This is a genomic window from Nocardia sp. NPDC050413 (assembly GCF_040655475.1).
GTDB lineage: Bacteria > Actinomycetota > Actinomycetes > Mycobacteriales > Mycobacteriaceae > Nocardia > Nocardia coubleae.
The window spans coordinates 848320-866775 of sequence record NZ_JBFAJZ010000001.1; the positions used below are offsets into that span (position 1 = coordinate 848320).

Annotated in this window: 4 protein-coding genes; 3 read left to right on the forward strand and 1 reads right to left on the reverse strand. The window is 69.3% G+C overall.

Annotation, left to right across the window (positions count from 1 at the left end):
- The first annotated feature begins 27 nt into the window (after window positions 1–27).
- From AB0I19_RS04135 to AB0I19_RS04145, 3 genes are all read left to right on the forward strand, one after another.
- On the forward strand, window positions 28–438 hold the full coding sequence (locus tag AB0I19_RS04135; protein WP_218022660.1) for an NUDIX domain-containing protein: 411 nt from the start codon (window positions 28–30) through the stop codon (window positions 436–438).
- Window positions 435–926, forward strand: a complete 492-nt coding sequence (locus AB0I19_RS04140; RefSeq protein ID WP_357144161.1) for a hypothetical protein — start codon at window positions 435–437, stop codon at window positions 924–926. The genes AB0I19_RS04135 and AB0I19_RS04140 overlap by 4 nt, the downstream gene beginning before the upstream one ends.
- 287 nt (window positions 927–1213) lie before the next feature.
- Entirely contained in the window at window positions 1214–1729 is a 516-nt protein-coding gene (locus AB0I19_RS04145; protein WP_357144164.1) for a hypothetical protein, read from the forward strand.
- A 70-nt stretch (window positions 1730–1799) separates the two neighbouring features.
- Here the strand turns inward: AB0I19_RS04145 and AB0I19_RS04150 are convergent, their stop codons facing one another.
- Window positions 1800–18293 carry an amino acid adenylation domain-containing protein gene (locus AB0I19_RS04150; RefSeq protein WP_357144167.1) on the reverse strand — a complete coding sequence of 5498 codons (16494 nt, stop codon included), beginning with the start codon at window positions 18291–18293 and terminating at the stop codon, window positions 1800–1802.
- Window positions 18294–18456: the final 163 nt, after the last annotated feature.

The window sequence follows — 18456 nt, forward strand, 5'->3', positions numbered from 1 at the left end:
GGCCCGGGTGGGGTTAGGCTGCGGGCCGTGGAGTCTCCGATTCGGCAGCTGATCGACACTGTGGCCTGGGTCCTGATCGACAACGGGCGCATCCTGTGTGCCCGACCGCGCGGCAAGGATGTCTTCTACATTCCCGGCGGCAAACGCGAGGGCGCGGAAACGGATCTCGAGACGCTGGTGCGTGAGGTGGCCGAGGAACTGACCGTGGAGTTGTCGGCCGAGACCGCCGTCCATGTGGGCACCTATGAGGCACCTGTTTCCCACGACGAGAACACCGTGGTGCGGATGGCGTGTTACACCGCCGAGTACCGGGGTGTGTTGACGGCGAGCAGCGAGATCGAGGCATTGGCGTGGTTCGGTTTCGGCGACCGGGATCTGGTTCCGCCGGTCGACCAGTTGCTCTTCGACGACCTCGCCGCCTCGGGGGCTCTGCGGTGATCGCCGCGGCGGCCCGCTCGGCGAGCTTCGAGTCGGTCGCGGTGCCGCTGGCTTTCACCCGGGTCCGCACCCGGGTGCGGGTGGCGCGGCGGATGCTGCGGGAACCAGTGGGTGCTCATGGTGTGTCGCTGCCCCGGTGCCTGGTGCATTCGGTGCTGTCGGCGGGGGTGGGTGTCGTCGGCTGGTTCCTGGTGCTGCTGAGTGTGCTGGTGCTCGTTCGCGGTCTGGCCTACCCGCTGCTGGTGGGTGACGGGTACCGGAATGCGTGGGGCGGGCCGACTCTGGCCGGTGCGTGGGCGGTGCACGCACTGCTCGCGGTGCTCCTCGCACCACTGTTCCTGGCCGTGGTCGCGGCGCTGGGAAGGTTGCAGGTCCGGTTGATCCACACCGTGCTGGGCGGTCACCGGTCGTGGTGGCCGGTCCCGCTCGCCGTGCTGCTCACGGCGGCGGGCACGCTGTTCTTCATTGCCTGGTCACACCAGATCTGACGACTCAACCCAAGGACTGACCCGGAGGAATAACGAAAAATATTTGTCAAGGAAGGCTGGTTACGCTCGCTGTAGGGCCGAACACGGTGCCACGACCCCGGAGTCGTGAGCACCGTCATCCGGTTGGCGAGCGGCAGTCGCGTCAGAACCGCGCGTGCAGTCTGACGCGCTTCGCGCTGCCAGCCTTCGATCGGTTATCGGTTAGGGCCAGTAAGACCGGGTCGATGACTGGGCCGCTCCCGTATTCGAGTACAGCTCTTACCGTGAGGTCATGCATCCTGGTCGGCATGAACGACTGGCTTGCACCCGACTCCGGCGAAGTACCGACCCCCGAGTTGGTCGCCGCATGGGTGGCGCTCGACACTGTCCCGGCCGAACGGATCCCAGGGTGGGCAGCGCACTGGATGGTTCAGGGCCATGACGGTGAAGCGCTCAGGACCTTGGCTGGGCTGACCGGCACCGACATCCGTGAGGTTAACGACACGCTTCCAGCGGCGTTGGCCGACTGCGCTGTAGCTATCCCGGATTCGGCTGCGGCGGCGGCCCGGGTGGCGTTCAGCAAACTCGCGCGAATGCATGCTGATAACCGAGCCACCGAAGGATGGGTACTCGTCAAAGTGTGCGAGATTGTCGACCGGTCCGGTTATGCCGACAGCGTCATCGCACTTCCGCTGGGCCAGATCTTTCATCTCGAGGACGAGTGGGGATCGAGCTCGGGCCGGACGGAACAGCAACTCACGTATGAGATCCAGCAGGCTTGCAGAGCTCAACTTGCCCCTGGTGGCCAGACCAGCGATCACTGATCGGACCGCTGCGTCGGCCGACGACCATGGCATCCTCGACGCGATTTTCGCCGGCCCAGGTCAAGCAACATCAGCCGCCGAGACCGCGCAGGATCCGGGCGATCTCGGCGAGGGCGGCGGGTTCGGTCATCCGCCAGTGGGTGGCTGCGATCGGGTGGTTGTGCACTGTTGCGGTGACCGCGTCCGCCCACGATGTCGCACCGGTGGAACCGGTCGGGTCGTCGGTGGCGGTGAAGTAGGTGAGGGGACCGTGGAAGGGTCGGGGCCGGTAGGCGGCGTCGAGTGCGAGGGAGGTGGTCGCACCGTCGATGATCCTGTCGATGCGTGCTTCGTCGATGGGCACGTCGGGTGCCGACAACGCGCACAGTCGGCGAGCCAGGGTCTGTGCGTCGGTTTCGTCGCCTTCGCCGGCGAACCCGCCGAGGAGGTCGGCGGCGGTGGCTTCGGTGGCCGTCGCGGGTGAGGAGCTGGTGAGGCGGCTGTCGAGCATGCCGAGCAGCGCGACCTGTTCCCCGTCTTCCTGCAGTTGCACCGCCATGGCGTGGGCGATCACGCCACCCAGCGACCAGCCGAGCAGGTGGTAGGGCCCCTCGGGTTGCACGGCGCGCAGGTGCTTGAGGTAGAGCAGTGCCCATTGTTCGATCGAATCCGGCAGCGGCTCGGTGGAGCTCAGCGCCGGTGATTGCAGACCGTAGACGGGGCGGTCCAGGTGTGCGGTGAGACCACTGAACGACCAGGCCAGGCCGCTGACGGGGTGCACACAGAACAGGGGTTCGCCGGTGCCGGTGGTGCGCAACGGGAGCAGGATGTCGAAGGCGGTGTCGGGGCCGGTGGAGTCCGTACCGGCGGCCCGTAGCGCGGTGAGGATCCCGGCGGGGGTGGGGGCGGTGAAGATCCAGGTGACGGGGACGGTCGCGGCGAGCGCGTCGCCGAGCTGGGCGGCCAAGCGGGTGGCGAGCAGTGAGGTGCCGCCGAGTTCGAAGAAGTGGTCGTCCATGCCGACCCGGTCCAGGCGGAGTACATCGGCGAAGACCGCGCACACCGCCTGCTCCACCGCACCGGACGGAGCACGGTAGGTGCGGGTGGTGAGCGTCGGTGCGGGCAGGGCGTCGCGGTCGAGTTTGCCGTGTGCGGTGAGCGGAATCCGGTCCAGGACCACGATCGACGCGGGCATCATGTGGGCGGGCAGCTGGTGGGCGGCCCACTCGGTGAGCCGTTCGACGGTGACCGTCCTGCCTTGTGTGGCAACGACATAGGACACCAGCACGGTTTCGCCGGTCTGATTGGCGCGGCCGAGGGTGGCGGCGGATGCCACGTCGGGATGTTCGGTGAGGACCGAGTCGATCTCGGTGAGCTCGATGCGGAAGCCACGGATCTTGGTCTGGAAGTCGGTGCGGCCTCGGTAGTCGAGTTCGCCGTCGGCGGTCCAGGCCGCGAGGTCGCCGGTGCGGTACATGCGTTCGCCGGGGGTGAAGGGGTCGGCGACGAACCGTTCGGCGGTGAGATCGGGGCGGGCCAGGTACCCGGTGGCCAATTGTGTTCCGCCCAGGTACAACTCGCCGGTGACTCCGGCGGGAACGGGATTCAGGTGTGCGTCGAGAACATAGACCCGGCTGTTGTGGACGGGCCGGCCGATCGGCACGATGACGGTGTCGCGCGGTGTCACCCGGTGACTGGTGATCGACACGGCGGCCTCGGTGGGTCCGTACACGTTGAACAGCGCTGCCTGTGGCGCCGCGGTCTGGATGCGGCGCGCCAGCGACACCGGCAGTGCCTCACCGATGGCGAGGACGCGGCGCAGCGAGGTGGGCAGTTCCTCGGTGAGCAGGGCATCGAGCATCGAGGGCACGGCGTGCAGGGTGGTGACGTTCTCGGTGCGCATCAGCTCCGCCAGGTAGGCGGGGTCGCGGTGTCCACCCGCGGACGCGAGCACGATGCGCCCACCACTTACCGCGGTGGACCAGAACTCCCACACCGACAGATCGAAGGTGGCGGCGGTCTTCAGCAACACGGCATCGTCGGCGCCGAGACCGAATTCGGTGGTCTTCCAGCGCAACTGGTTGACGATCGCGGCGTGCGGCACCGCAACCCCCTTGGGTCGGCCGGTTGATCCCGACGTGAAGATCACGTAGGCGGTGTCGCCCGCCCGGACGGGGGCTACCCGTTCGGCGTCGACGAGTGGTTGCGGCGAGTAGCCGCCCAGATCCAGCTGCTCGACCGGCACGGCAGCGTGCGAACCGGTCGCGGCGAGCCAGGTGTCGGCGTGGGTGAGGGTCAGCAGCGGGGCCGCGGTGTCGAGGATGTAGCGGGTGCGTGCCTGCGGTTGGTCGGGGTCGACGGGCACGTACGCACCACCGGCGGCCGTGACCGCGTACATCGCGACGACCAGGTCCACCGAGCGTCGTATCGCGAGCGCGACCCGTGTTTCCGGCCCGACGCCGGCAGCGACCAGGTGGCGGGCCAACCGGTTGACCCGGGCGTCGAGTTCGGCGAAGGTCCAGCGCGCACCGTCGGCGATCAGGGCGACCGCGTCCGGGGTGGATCGGACGGTGGCCGCACGCAGCGAGGCCAGGGTGGCGGTCGGATCACTGTGCCGCACAGTGCGATTCCAGGCATGCAGGACACGGGTGCGTTCGGCGGGGTCGAGCAGGTCGACGGTGTGCAGGGGCCGGTTCGGGTCGGTCAGTACCGCCGAGAGCAGCCGGGTCAGCCGGTCGAGGAATCCCGCGACGGTGGCCGCGTCGAACAGGTCGGTGGCATAGGTGCAGTACCCGCCGATACCGGCCGGGGCACCGCCACCGCTGTAGCGGTCGGCGACGATCAGATGCAGATCGAACTGGGACAGTTCACGATCCAGCTCCACCGAGCTGACGCCGACACCGGGCAGATCCATCCGGACCTGTCCGAGGTTCTGGAACGACAACCCGACCTGGAACAGCGGATGCCGCGCGGTGGATCGGGCGGGGTTGAGGACCTCGACGAGCCGTTCGAAGGGGATGTCGGCGTGGGCGAAGGCCTGCAGGTCGGTGTCGCGCTGCCGAGTGAGCAGGTCGGTGAAGCTCGCGCGGTGGTCGACGCGGGTGCGGAAGACGAGGGTGTTGACGAACATGCCGATGAGGTCGTCGAGCACGGCGTCGCCACGACCGGCGACGGGTGTGCCGATGGCGATGTCGGTGCTGCCCGACAGGCGCGACAGCACCACGGCGAAGGCGGTGTGCACGGCCATGAACAGGGTCGCGCCGTGGGTGCGTGACAGTTCGGTCAGGGCGGTGTGGGTGGCGGCGTCGAGGGTGAACGGCACCCGGCCACCGGCATACGTCTGGACCGCGGGGCGTGGGCGGTCGCGGGGCAGCTCGAGCTGGTCGGGCAGATCCGCCAGCTCGCGCTGCCAGTAGGCGAGTTGGGTGGCGGCGGTGGAGGTGGGGTCGGTTTCGTCGCCGAGCAGGTTCTGCTGCCAGATGGCGTAGTCGGCGTACTGCACGGGCAGTGGCGTCCAGGTGGGGGCGTGACCGTCGACGCGGGCACCGTAGGCCAGGACCAGGTCGCGGGTGAGCGGGCCACCGGAGAAGCCGTCACCGGCGATGTGGTGCACGGCGACGGCCAGGATGTGTTCGTCGCCGGTTTCGAACAGGGCGGCGCGCAACGGGACCTCGGTGGTCACGTCGAACGGCGCCGAAACCAGTTCCGCGACAGTGGTATTCGGGTCCGCCGGGGCGGGTGCGAGCACCAGCCGTGGCACGTCGGGATGGTCGGCGGGCAGCACGACCTGCGCCGGTGCCTGATCGAGCATCGGGTACACCGTGCGCAGGATCTCGTGGCGGGCGACGACATCGGTGAACGCGGCAACCAGCGCGGCGGTGTCGAGCGCACCGGTCAGGCGCAAGACGACGGGAATGGTGTACGCGGCGGTCCCGGTGTCGAACCGGTTCAAGAACCACATGCGCTGCTGGGCGGGTGAGAGCGGAATGCGCTCCGGCCGTGGCTGGGCGCACAGCGCGGGCCGGGTCTGTGCCCGCGCTGAGACGCTGATCGCGGCGGCGCATCCGGCGACAGTCGGTGCGGCGAACAGTGACCGCACCGGCACCCGGGTACCGATCGCGGCGCTCAGGCGTGCCGCCAGCCGGGTGGCGAGCAGGGAGTTGCCACCGAGGTCGAAGAAGTTGTCGTCGGCACCGACCCGTTCGACGCCGAGGACCTCGGCGAAGATCGCGGCGACCGTGCGCTCGGGCCCGGTGGACGGCTCACGGTAGCGGCGGCTGACGAATTCGGGTGCGGGCAGCGCTGTCCGGTCGATCTTGCCGGTGGCCGACACCGGGACACGATCGAGCACGACGACCGCCGCGGGCACCATGTGCGCGGGCAACAGCGTCGCCGCCCATCGGGTCAGGGCACCGGCATCGGGGGCGCGACCGGTCACGTACGACACCAGCACCGTCTCGCCGGCCGGGTTCTCGGTGCCGAGAGTGAGCGCGAAACTCACCTGGGGGTGGCGCACCAGCACGGCATCGACCTCGCCGGGTTCGATGCGGAAACCGCGGATCTTGATCTGGAAGTCGCCGCGGCCCAGGTATTCCAGCTCGTAGCGGTCCTTGTGCACCCAGCGCACCAGGTCACCGGTGCGGTACATGCGCGCACCGGTCTCGCTCCACGGGCAGGCCACGAAACGTTCGGCGGTGGTCGCGCCGCGACCGCCGTAACCACGCGCCAGGCCGGGCCCGGTCAGGTACAGCTCACCGGTGACGCCGACGGGCACCGGCCGCAACCGGGCGTCGAGGACGAGTGCCCGCATGCCGGGTACGGGGGTGCCGATGGTGATGCGCTCACCGGCGCGCAGGACGGTGTAGGTGGCACCGATGGTGGCCTCGGTCGGGCCGTATCCGTTGAGGAAGGTGCGACCGGATGCCCACGCGGACAACAGTTCTGGTGCTACGGCTTCACCACCGGCCGAAACACAACGCAGGTCGGGCAGCCCGGCGGGGGCGAGGGTGCTCAGCAGTGCCGGGGTGATGATCGTGTGGGTGACGCGTTCGGTGCGTAGCAGCTCGTCGAGTTCAGTGCCGCCGAAGGTGTCCGGTGGTGCGATGACGAGGGTGGCGCCCCGGTGGAAGGCGGTGGTGATCTCCTCGATCGACTGGTCGAAGCTGGGTGAGCACACGTGCAGCATGCGGTCGTCGTGGCGTAAACGCATCGAGTTCGCCGAGTGTGCGACCAGGGCGGACAGCCCGGTGTGGGTGACGCACACACCCTTCGGGGTGCCGGTGGAGCCGGAGGTGTAGATCAGGTAGGCGGTGTTGTCGCGGCGCAGGGGCCTGCGGCGGTGCCGGTCACGCACGGGGGTCGACGCGCACGCCGCCATCCGGGCGCGCACGGCCGGGTCGTCGATGACCAAGGCCCGCACCGATTCCGCAAGTACACGGGCGTGGGCGGTGACGGTGATCCCCACCTCGGCGCCGGAGTCGGCGAGCATGTGCCGGATGCGGTCGGCGGGGTAGTTCGGGTCGACGGGTAGATACACCCCACCCGCCTTCGCGACCGCCCACAGCGCGAGGATCGCCTCGTAGGAGCGGGGCATCGCGCAGGCGACGACGGTTTCGGGGCCGACGCCCTCGCTGATCAGGACCCGCGCCAACCGGGAGGAATCGGCGTCGATGGTGCCGTAGGTGTAGTCGGTTCCGTTGTCGCGCACGGCGATTCGGTGTTGCCCGAAACCGGTGCCGCGCACGAGGAGCTGGGCGAGGGTGCGCGCGGAGCGGTGGCGTGCTCCGGTGCCGATGCGTGCGAGGAGCTGATCCTCGCCCCGCACCTGTGCCGACAAGTCACCCACCGGGTGGTCCGGACGGCGGGCGATGTCGGTGAGCAGTTCGATCAGGCGGCGCGCGAACACCGCTGCCGTCGACGCGTCGAGTCCCGCGACGCCGACCGACATCGCGGTGGACGACTCGGTCACCACCACCGTGAGGTCAGCTGCCGTGTCGGACGAGCGGGCCGGATCATCTTCCGGGTGCGCGGCGTCGCGCAGTTGGAGGCTGATCTGCCCCAGCGAGCCGTGTTCGGCGCCGAGTAGGTGGGCGAGGTCGTCGATCGGGATTCCGGCGTGGGCGAGCGCTCGGTCCGCTGCCCGGTGCACGCGATCGAGCAGTGTGCGGAACGGTTCGGTGGGGTCGATGTGGGTGCGCAGCAGGTGATCCGCGGCGCGGAGCACGATGTCGTCGGAGCCGGTGAGTCGTGCGATCAGGATCGATACGGCCGCGCTGATCGCACTCGACCAACGGACGCCCGCACTGTCGGCGAGCCGGCGCAGCTCCCGGTGCGTTGTCGCCGGGACCGGGAAAGCCGATGGCAGATGATCTTCGTCGCGGGCACCGACCGCGTGGCCACCGGACGTATGACGGTGGGTCTCGCTCGGCCGCCCGGCACCGCTCGAGCGCCGGCCGGTCCCGCGGCGGTTGTCCATGGGCCGGATTGATGCGGCCACATCAGCGATGTCGGCCGGGTCGAGAGTGTCGACGTCGATCAGCGCTTCGGTGGGCAGCGTGAGGCGACCGGGTAGGTCGGCCAGGGTGGTTCGCCAGAAGCGGGAAACGGTGATGGGGTCGGACGGTTGCGCGCCGAGCTCGGTCACGATGTCGATGGCGCGCGCCGTGGCCGGCTGTCGATGTGGCGTGGATTCGTTCGTGGCGGTCAGTGCGGACAGTGCGGTGCGCAGCCGGTCGGTGACGGCGCGCGCCACCTCGTCCGACACGAGGTCACGCCGGTATTTGACCTGTACCTGGGTGCGGGCGCCGAGAAAGACCAGGACGGTGATCGGGTAGTGGGTGTGGTCGGCGCCTTGCAGGTCGTCGATGCGCAGACCGTCGAGCGCGCCACCGGCCTGCTGCAGACCCTCGACATCGACGGGGTAGGACTCGAACGCCAGCATGGTGTCGAACAATTCGCCACGACCGGCGACCCGCTGGATGGCACCCAGCCCGAGGTGATGGTGGTCGAGCAGGGCGGCCTGCTCGACCTGCACCGCGCGGATCACCTCGCCGACCTCACCGTCGATGCGCACGCGCACCGGGACGGCGTCTACGAACAGGCCGATCATGTCGCCGACACCGTCGAGCTGCGGTGGGCGCCCGGACACGGTGGCGCCGAACACGACGTCGTCGCGACCGGTACTCGCGGCGACGACCAACGCCCACGCGGTCTGGAACACCGTATTGGCGGTGACCTCGACCGATGCGGCGAAGGTGGTGAGTGCGGCGGTGGCGGTGGCGTCGAGGGCGAATTCGCACAGCCCGTAACCGGTTCCGGTGGGACGCGGCCAGGTCAGTTCGGGGGCGAGCATGGTCGGTTCGACCTCGTGAAGCAGCTCCGACCACGCCTGCTCGGCGACGGTCCTGTCCTGGCGGCTGAGCCAGTCGAGGTAGTCGCGGTAGGGACGCACCTCGGGCAGGACGCTCGAGTCTCCACCGGTGGTGTAGAGGACGAGCAGTTCTTTCATCAGCAACGGCATGGACCAGCCGTCGAGCAGGATGTGGTGCCCGGTCAGCACGAGGCGGTTGCGTCCGGAACCGGTGCGGTACACCGTGAATCGCAGCAGCGGCGCGACCGCGGGGTCGAATCCGGTCGCCTGGTCGGTGGCGAGCATACCGGCCAGCTCGGCCTCGGTCGTGTCGACCACCCGCACCGGTGCTTCGACGTTGTCGGCGATGACCTGCACGGGTGTGCCGTCGGGAGTGGTGACGAATGCCGAGCGCAGGTTCGCGTGCCGGGCGAGGACAGCGGCCGCGGCGCGACGCAACCGGTCGACGTCGAGCTCGCCGGTGAGATCGACCATGAGATGGATAACGTAGGCGTGCACCGATTCCTCGAGCATGTCGCCCAGCGCGAGCAGCGAATGCTGCAGCGGTGAGAGCGGCAGCACGTCCGACAGCCCGGGGTGGTCGCGCCGCCAGGTGTCGAGTTCTTTTTGCGACACCCGGACCAGCGGCACGTCGGACGGTGTCGGTCCACCCGCCTGCGGGTAGTGGGTGTGATCGGCGAGTGCGGTCAGCCAGTCCGACCAGATGTCGGCCAGCTCCCGAACCTCGGATTCGTCGAGAATGCCGGTGGCGTAGCGGAAGTCGGCTTGCAGTCGCAGCCCGGTTTCGGTGGCGACCGCGATGGTGTTGATGTCGAGGACAGCGTTCGCGGGCAGGGTGGGGTCGTGGTCGACGTCGATGTCACCGAGGTCGTCGGTGGGCAGCCAGTCGCCGTCGGCGGGGCCGGTGGTCACCGCGCGACCGAGGTAGTTGAACCCGATCTGGGCCACCGATTCGGCCGCGAGGTGCCCGGCGCTGCGCAGCAGCCCGAAACCGATGCCGTTGTCGGGCACGGCGAGCAGTTGTTCCTTGATCGTGCGCATCGTCGCGGCGAGCGCTTCGTCGTCGAAACTCGCCGGTCGCAGCTCCGTCAGGTCGAGCACGACCGGGTAGACGGTGGTGAACCAGCCGACCGTGCGGGTGAGGTCGGCGCCGGGGACGACGTCTTCCTGTCTGCCGTGGCCCTCGAGCCGCAGCCGCAACGCGGGCGCGTCGATCCCGCGACGGGCGCGCCACACCCGCACCGCGAGGGCGAGTGCGGTGAGCAGCCCGTGGTCGGCGCCGGCCCGGTACAGGGCGGGCAGTGTCGTGAGCAGGGGGTCGGTCACCTCGGGCGGGATCTGCACGGTGATCGAGCGCGTGGTCGCCTCGGTGTCGACCGTGCGATCGAGGGCACGGGCACCGAGCAGCGGGTCGGCGGTCGCGAGAGCTCGCTGCCAGTAGGGCAGTTCGGCGGTGCGGTCGACGGTGGTCAGTGCGTGTGCCCAGCGCCGGAACGAGGTGCCGACCGGCGGCAGCGCGATCGGCTGCCCGGCACTGTGTTGCGCCCAGGCCAGGATCAGGTCGGGCAGCAGGATGCGCCACGAGACGCCGTCGATGACGTAGTGGTGCGCGGCGACCGCGAGCACGTCACCGCCGCCGTTGCCCCGAACCCAGGTGAACGCGATCATGCGGGCCGCCGCCGGATCCAGCGTTGTCAGCGCGGCATTCATCGCCCGGGTACCGATGCCGGTGAGGTCGTCGCCCGCTTCGATCTCGCCGATCAGGTCGTCGACCGGCACCGCGTGTGGTTCCAGCACCTCGAGCTGCCAGCCGCCGTCGAGATCACGCAGCCTGGCACGCAACATGTCATGGCGCGCCACGACGGCGGCGATGGTGGCGACCAAACCGGCACGGTCGATGCCGTCGGGCAGGGCCAGCACCATCGTCTGGGCGAAGCGGTCACTGGATCCGGTGGCCAGGAATTCGGTGAGCACGGGTGTCAGCGGTATTTCGCCGACACCGCCGCCGGGGAGTTCGGCCAGGGTGATCGTGGCCGGGCCGTCGGTGGTCGCGACCCGGGCCAGGGCGGCGACGGTGCGGTGCTCGAAAACGTCTCGGGTGGAGAAGGTGATGCCCGCGGTGCGGGCCAGCGACACCAGCTGGATCGACAGGATGCTGTCGCCACCGATCGCGAAGAACGACTCGTCCGCCCCCACCGACGACACCCCCAGCACGCGGGCGAACAGGTCGGCAAGACGGGTTTGCATCGCACCCCTCGGCGCGGTGGTCGTCTCGGCGACGGTCATCGGGTCGGGCAGGGCTTTGCGGTCGAGTTTGCCGTTCGAAGTCAAGGGCCAGGCATCCAGGACCACGATCGCCGACGGCACCGCATGGGCGGGCAGACGGCCTGCCGCGTAGTCGATCAGGTTCGTCGGGTCGGGCGTGGCACCTTGTGCCGCAAGCACATACGACACCAAGGTGGTCGATCCGGCGGGCGTGCATCTGCCGACGGTGACGGCGCACTCGACGTCGGTGTGCCCGGTCAGCACGGCATCGATCTCGCCCGGTTCGATGCGGAAACCACGCACCTTCAGCTGGGTATCGGCGCGGCCCACGTACTCGAGATCGCCGGTCGTGCGCAGACGAACCAGGTCACCGGTCCGGTACATGCGGCTGCCGGGGGCACCCCACGGGTCGGCGACGAAACGGGCCGAGGTGGTGACGGGCTGGTTGCGGTATCCGCGAGCCAGGGCAGGCCCCGCCAGATACAGCTCACCCGTGACACCCGGTGCGACCGGGTTCAGCCGTGCGTCGAGGATCACGGCATGTGTGCCGCGCACCGGGGTGCCGATCGTGATCGGTTGTCCCGCAGTCATTTCGGCGTAGGTGGAGATGATGGTCGTCTCGGTGGGTCCGTACCCGTTGAGGTAACGGCGGTGCGGGCCCTGCCATTTCGACAGCAGTTCAGGTGTGGTCACGTCACCACCGACAGACAGGGACACGAGGGCGTCCAGACCGGCCGGGTCGAGGGTGCCGAGTACGGCCGGGGTGATGATCGCGTGCGTCACCGCCTCGGCCGCGAGCAGGTCGGCCAGTTCGACCCCACCCACGATGTCGGACCCCACGATCACCAACGTCGCGCCGGTCGAGAAGGCACACAGCCACTCGAGCACCGACGGGTCGAACCAGGGTGAACAGATATGCAGGAAGCGGTGATTCGGCTCGAGGCGGTAACGCTCGACCGCCTCGGCGACCAGCGGACCCAGGCCGGCATGCGTCACTGTGACGCCCTTGGGCAGGCCCGTGGAACCGGAGGTGTAGATGATGTAGGCCGGGTGGTCGGCGCGCAGCGGGGTGCGGCGGTCGCGGTCGGTGATCGGGGCACTCGACCGGACGGCGCAGGACTCGGCGAAAGCGGGGTCGTCGAGGACCAACCAGGTGATGTCGGTGGGCAGATGCTCGAGGTGGGCGCCGACGGTGATGCCGATCTTGGCGCCCGAATCGGTGACGAGGTGGTGCAGGCGCTGGGCGGGATTGGCCGGGTCCATCGGCACGAACACACCGCCTGCCGTGGTGATCGCGACGGCGGCGGCGACCATTTCGTAGGAGCGCGGAAGTGCCACGGCGACAGGGGTTTCCGGGCCGACGCCGTGGGCGATGAGTTCTCGGGCCAAGCGTGCGGTGTGTTCGGTCAGGTCGCCGTAGGTGATCGAGTGACCGTTGTGGCGGATCGCGACGCGGTCCGGTCCGAGAGCTACGCCAGCGGTCACCAGGTCGGGGAGAAGCGATGTCGGTGCCTCGAGGCTGGGGCGGGTGAGCAGTGCCGTGTGTTCGGCGGTGCTGAGAATCGGCAGGTCCCCGACGGGCGTTTTCGGGTTGTCAACGGCGACCGCGAGGAGGCGAACCAGGCGCTCGGCGAAGGAATCGATCGTCTGCTGATCGAACAGGGCTGTGTCGTAGGTGAATCCGGCGCAGATTTCGGCGGGTTCGGTGTGGTTTTCCATCACGTCGGTGTCGACCGATAACGTCAGATCGAAGGCCGTCTCGTCACTGTGACGTGTGGTGGCCGGACGGAGCATGACGCGAAGCAGAGGGTGTGGTGCCGCCGCGTGGTGGCTTTCCGTCGACTCGGATTCGCTGAGGTGCGTGGCGCAGTGGTCTGCGTGGGCGGAGTGCAGCGCCACCATCTCATCGGTAGTCATCCCTGGTCGCGCCATGGCTTCGTCGACGACCATTGACGCGTCGGTGAGCAGGCGCTCGAACTCGGCGGCGCCGAGGACGCGCAGTCGCAGTACGCGGTGTGCAGCAGAAGAATACGGGGCTGCGATGACGATGTCGTCGGTGCCCGACAGTCGTGCCAGTAGCGTCGCGAAGGCCGTATACACAACGCTGAACGCCGTGGTGTCGTAGGCGCGGGCGGTGTCGCGCACCCCTCGGCACACCTCGGCGGGAACAGCGAAGTCCACCCGTCCGGGTCGCTTCGTGAGGTGCCCGGCACTGCGGTCCGCCGATTCGACAAGGTAAGCCGGGTCGAATGGTTGCCCCACCGCGTGTGTGGCGGGTGACGACTCGCTACCGCCCGACGAAACCCGGCGGGGACGCTCTGTCGGCAGCGGCAACTCCGATGGCAGGTCGGTGAGCACCGCACGCCAGTACATCACGTCCGAGACCGGATCACGTCGGCGCGCAAGGGTTCCCAGCAGCTCGCCGGCGGTGCGTTCGGGGGAGTGCACGATGGCGTCGAGGACTGTGCGCAACCGGTTCGCCAGTGCCTCGGCGATATCCGCGCCGATCACCTCGAGCCGGTACTGCAACCCGACCCGGATCCCCGCACCGACCTCGACGCCGACCGCCACGGGGTAATGGGTGGCGTTGGCGGCCTGCACGTCGACGATCTCGAGACCGTCGATCGAGCCGTGTGCCTGCCGCATCCCTTCGGTATCCACCGGGTACGACTCGTATGCCATGAGTGTGTCGAACAGTTCCCCGGCGCCCGCGACCCGCTGGATATCGGTCAGCCCCAGATGGTGACCGCCCAGCAGCGCGATCTGTTCGGACTGCACCCGCGACAACAACTCCCGCAACGACGCGTTCTCGCCGATTCGCACCCGGACCGGAATGGTGTTGGCGAACAGGCCGACCATGCTGTCCACACCGTCGAGCTGTGGTGGGCGTCCCGACACCACCGCGCCGAACAGCACATCGTCACGACCCAGCGCCCCGGCCAGCACCAGTCCCCATGCGGTCTGGAACACGGTGTTGACGGTGACCTCGCTGGCGGCGGCGAAACCGGCGAGTTCCTGGGCGGCGTCGCGCGACAACTCCACGACCGACATCCCGTGCCCGGGTGCGGCGTCGGTGGGTGGGACGGTGGCGGTGAGCAGGCTCGGCTCGTGTCCGTCCAGGGCGGCGCGCCAGCTCTCGAGGGCGGCGGTGCGGTCCTGGTCGGCGAGCCAGGCGAGGTAGTCGCGGTAGGGGCGCACGTGCGGAAGCAGTGTGGGCGCACCGTCGGCGGCGTAGCAGACGAGCAGTTCGCGCATGAGCAACGGCATGGACCAGCCGTCGATCAGCAGGTGGTGCGCGGTCACCACCAGATGCAGGCTCGCCGGCCCGCGATACACGGTGAACCGGAGCAGGGGCGGGGCGGTCAGGTCGAACCCGATGCGGGATTCGGCGGCGAGCAGTGCGTGCGGGTCGGTGTGGTCGGTGTCGACGACGCGCCACGGCACCGTCACGTCCTCGACCACGAAACCGACCGGGGTACCGGCCGTTGTCGTCGTGAAGGCGGTGCGCAGGATGCCGTGCCGGTCCAGTACCGCCCCCGCCGCCCGGCGTAGTCGCTCGAGGTCGACCGCACCGGTCATCTCGACCGCCAATTGCACCAGGTACGGGTCGGTCGGTGACACCTGCGCCAGGAACAGCAACCCGAGCTGCAAGGGTGCCAACGGCACCACATCGCTGAGGCCGGGACGGGTGCGCTGCCAGTCGTCGAGCTCGGCCTGGGTGACGTCGACCAGCGGCACATCGGCCGGCGACAGGCCACCGGCGGCCGGATGGTCCAGATGTTCGGCGAGCACCGTCAACGCCGAGGTCCAGGAGTCGGCGAGCTCGCGCACGTCCGCCTCGTCCAGGATCAGCGACGCGTAGGAGAACGAAGCACGAAGCAGCACACCGTCTTCCGTGCCGATCGCTACCGCATTGATGTCGACAACGGCGGCGGCGGGCAGCTGTGGGTCCTGGTCGGCGGCCGGTTCGCCCCAGTCCGCGGTCGGCAACCAGCTGTGGTCGGTGGCGTCGCCGGTGGAGAGGCGGCCGAGGTAGTTGAACCCGACCTGGCCCAGCGAACCCGATAACTCCGTCGCCGGGTCGAGGTGGCGCAGGATGCCGAAACCGATGCCGCGGTGTGGCACCGCGCACAACTGCTCCTTGACGGCCTTGACCACCGACGCGGTCTGCGCGCCCGGTCGCCATGCGCCGTCGGCGTCGACCTCGCCCAGGTCGAGCGCCACCGGGTACATGCTGGTGAACCAGCCGACGGTCCGCGTCAGGTCGGCGCCGTCGACGGCGGATTCCTCACGCCCGTGGCCTTCCAGGCGCACCCGGGTGGTGGACGCGTTCACCCCTCGACGGGCCCGCCAGCTCCGCACCGCCATGGCCAGCGCGGCGAGCAGGCCGTCCTCGGCACCTGCCCGGTAGCGGGCGGGCAGGTCGGTGAGCACGGCACAGGTGATGTCGGCGGGGATCTCCACGCTGAACGTGCGCACGGTCGACGCGGTATCGATAACCGGGTCCAGCCCACGTTTCCCCAACAGCGGGTCGGGAACGCCCATGGTCCGCTGCCAATGGTCGAGTTCGTTGCGGCGCTGTGGTGCGGACTCGACCAATCCGTGCGCCCATCGACGGAACGACGTACCGACCGCGGGTAGCGCGATCGGTTGACCCGCCGCGTGCTGCGCCCACGCGGTCACCAGGTCCGACAGCAGGATTCGCCACGAGACGCCGTCGATCACGAGGTGGTTGGCGGCCACGATCAGCCCGTCGGGGCCGTTGTCGCGGGTCAGCCATGCGAAACCGATCATCCGGTGATCGCGCGGATCCAGTGACGCGAGGACGGAATCCATCGCCGCGTCGGCGATGTCCTCGGAGCCGTCGAAACGCTGCAGCAGGTCGTCCACCGGGACCCCGCCCGGCGGCAGCACATCGAGCGCCCACTGCTCGTCGCTCCCGCGCACCCCGGCGCGCAGGATGTCGTGATGATCGATGACAGCGGTCAGGATGCGGACCAGCGTCGGCCGATCGATGCCGTCGGGGAGGGCGAGCACCATTTGCTGGGTGAATCTGCCGAACACGCGGCCGTCGGCGAGGGTGGCGGCGAGCACCGGTGTCAGCGCGACCTCACCCACCCCGCCACCGGGCAATTCGGGAAGGGCCGGAGCGGCGTCGTCGCCGAGCGCGGCGACGCGGGCCAACCCGGCCACGGTGCGGTGCTCGAACACCTGCTGCGGGGTGAACGAGATGCCCGCGTGGCGTGCGCGGGTCACGAGCTGGATCGACAGGATGCTGTCGCCACCGGCGGCGAAGAACGAATCCTCGGCACCGACCCGCTCCACGCCGAGGATCTGGGCGAACAGTTCGGCGATCGCCGTTTCCACCGGCCCCTCGGGTGCGCGGGAAGTCGCGGCGGCGAAAACCGGTGCGGGTAGGGCGTTGCGGTCCAGTTTGCCGTTCGGGGTCAGCGGGATCTCGTCGAGCGCCACCACCAGCGTGGGCACCATATGACCCGGCAGGGAGGACCCGACGAAACGGATCAATTCCTCGGGGTCGATCGCGGCACCCTGCTCGGCGAGCACATACGAGACGAGCACGGTCGCCCCGGAATCGGCTTTCGCGCCGATGGTGACGGCGTAGTCGACATCCGGGTGCGCGGTGAGTGCCGCGTCGATCTCGCCCAGCTCCACCCGGAAACCACGGATCTTCACCTGGAAATCCGAGCGACCCAAGTACTCGAAGTCGCCGGTTTCTGTGCGGCGCACGAGGTCACCTGTGCGATACATCCGCGCACCCGGCGCCGCGAACGGTGCCGCGACGAACCGCTCGGCCGTGAGCCCCGGCCTGCCCCGGTAATTCTGCGCCAGCGCCGGACCCGACAGATACAGCTCACCGGCCACTCCGACCGGGACGGGGCGCAACCGCGCGTCCAGCACCACCGCACCGATCGCGGGGAAGGCGGACCCGATCGTCACCGGCTCGCCGGGCGTCAAGGCGGCGCTGCCGGTGGCCAGCACGGTCGCCTCGGTGGGGCCGTACCCGTTGAAGAACGCGCGGCCCGGCGCCCAGCGCTGGACCAGTGTCGGTCCGAAGGCATCACCGGCGACCACCACGACCCTCAACTCGTCGAGCCCGCGCGGGTCCACCGATTCAAGGGCCGCCGGGGTGATGAGCATGTGCGTCACCCGTTCCCGGGCGATCAGCTGGGCCAGCTCCGGGCCCGCGTAGACCTGTGGCGGTGCGACAACGAGTGTGGCACCGGAGTTGAACGCCACCAGCAGTTCCAGCACGGATACGTCGAAATTCGGGGAACACACGTGCAGCACACGTGCCGAGGCATCGACCGCATATCGTTCGCGAGCCGCCGCGACCAGCCCGGCCAGACCGGTATGCGTGACGACCACACCCTTGGGCCTGCCCGTGGAACCGGAGGTGTAGATGACGTAGGCGGGGTGCTGGTCGGTCAGCGGGCGCACCCGGTCCAGATACGAGATCGCATGCGCCGGATGGGCGGCGATCCGTTCGGCGTCGGAATCGAGCGCGAGCCAGGCGATCGCCTCACCGAGGGTCGGCCGGTGTGCCGCGCAGGTGAGGCCGAGGACTGCGCCGGAGTCGGTCAGCAGGTAGGCGATGCGCTCGGCGGGTAACGACGGATCGACGGGGACGTAGGCGGCACCGGTTTTGGCGACCGCCCACACCGCCGTCACCGATTCGATCGAGCGGGTGAAACCGAGCGCCACCACGTCGCCCGGGCCGATGCCACGGGCCAGCAGTTCCCGCGCCAGCCGGGCGGAGTACTCGTCGAGTTCGGTGTAGGTGAGCTCGCGGCGGGCACCGTCGGTGGGGGAGAAGGACAGGGCGATCGCGTCGGCGGCGGTGTCCACCGCGGCGGTCAGCAGCTGTGCGAAGAGGGGAGCGCCCGGCTTCCGATTGCCTCGACCACGCGGCGACCGACGAACTTCACCCATCCGAGTACAACATCCTCACCTGTCCGGCCCACCACTGCCTGAACGACCCACGAACCCTGCGCGGATTCTGGATCTACCGGGGGTGGACCAGGGTGTTCGGCGACCATGACACCACACGACACGCGGCTATGACACATCTCCGGTCTGTTTGCCAGCCCAAAAA

Coding starts and splice junctions, on each gene's coding strand:
- AB0I19_RS04145 (WP_357144164.1), top strand. CDS start 1,214: ATGAACGACTGGCTTGCACCCGACTCCGGCGAAGTACCGACCCCCGAG.
- AB0I19_RS04150 (WP_357144167.1), bottom strand. CDS start 18,293: ATGGGTGAAGTTCGTCGGTCGCCGCGTGGTCGAGGCAATCGGAAGCCG.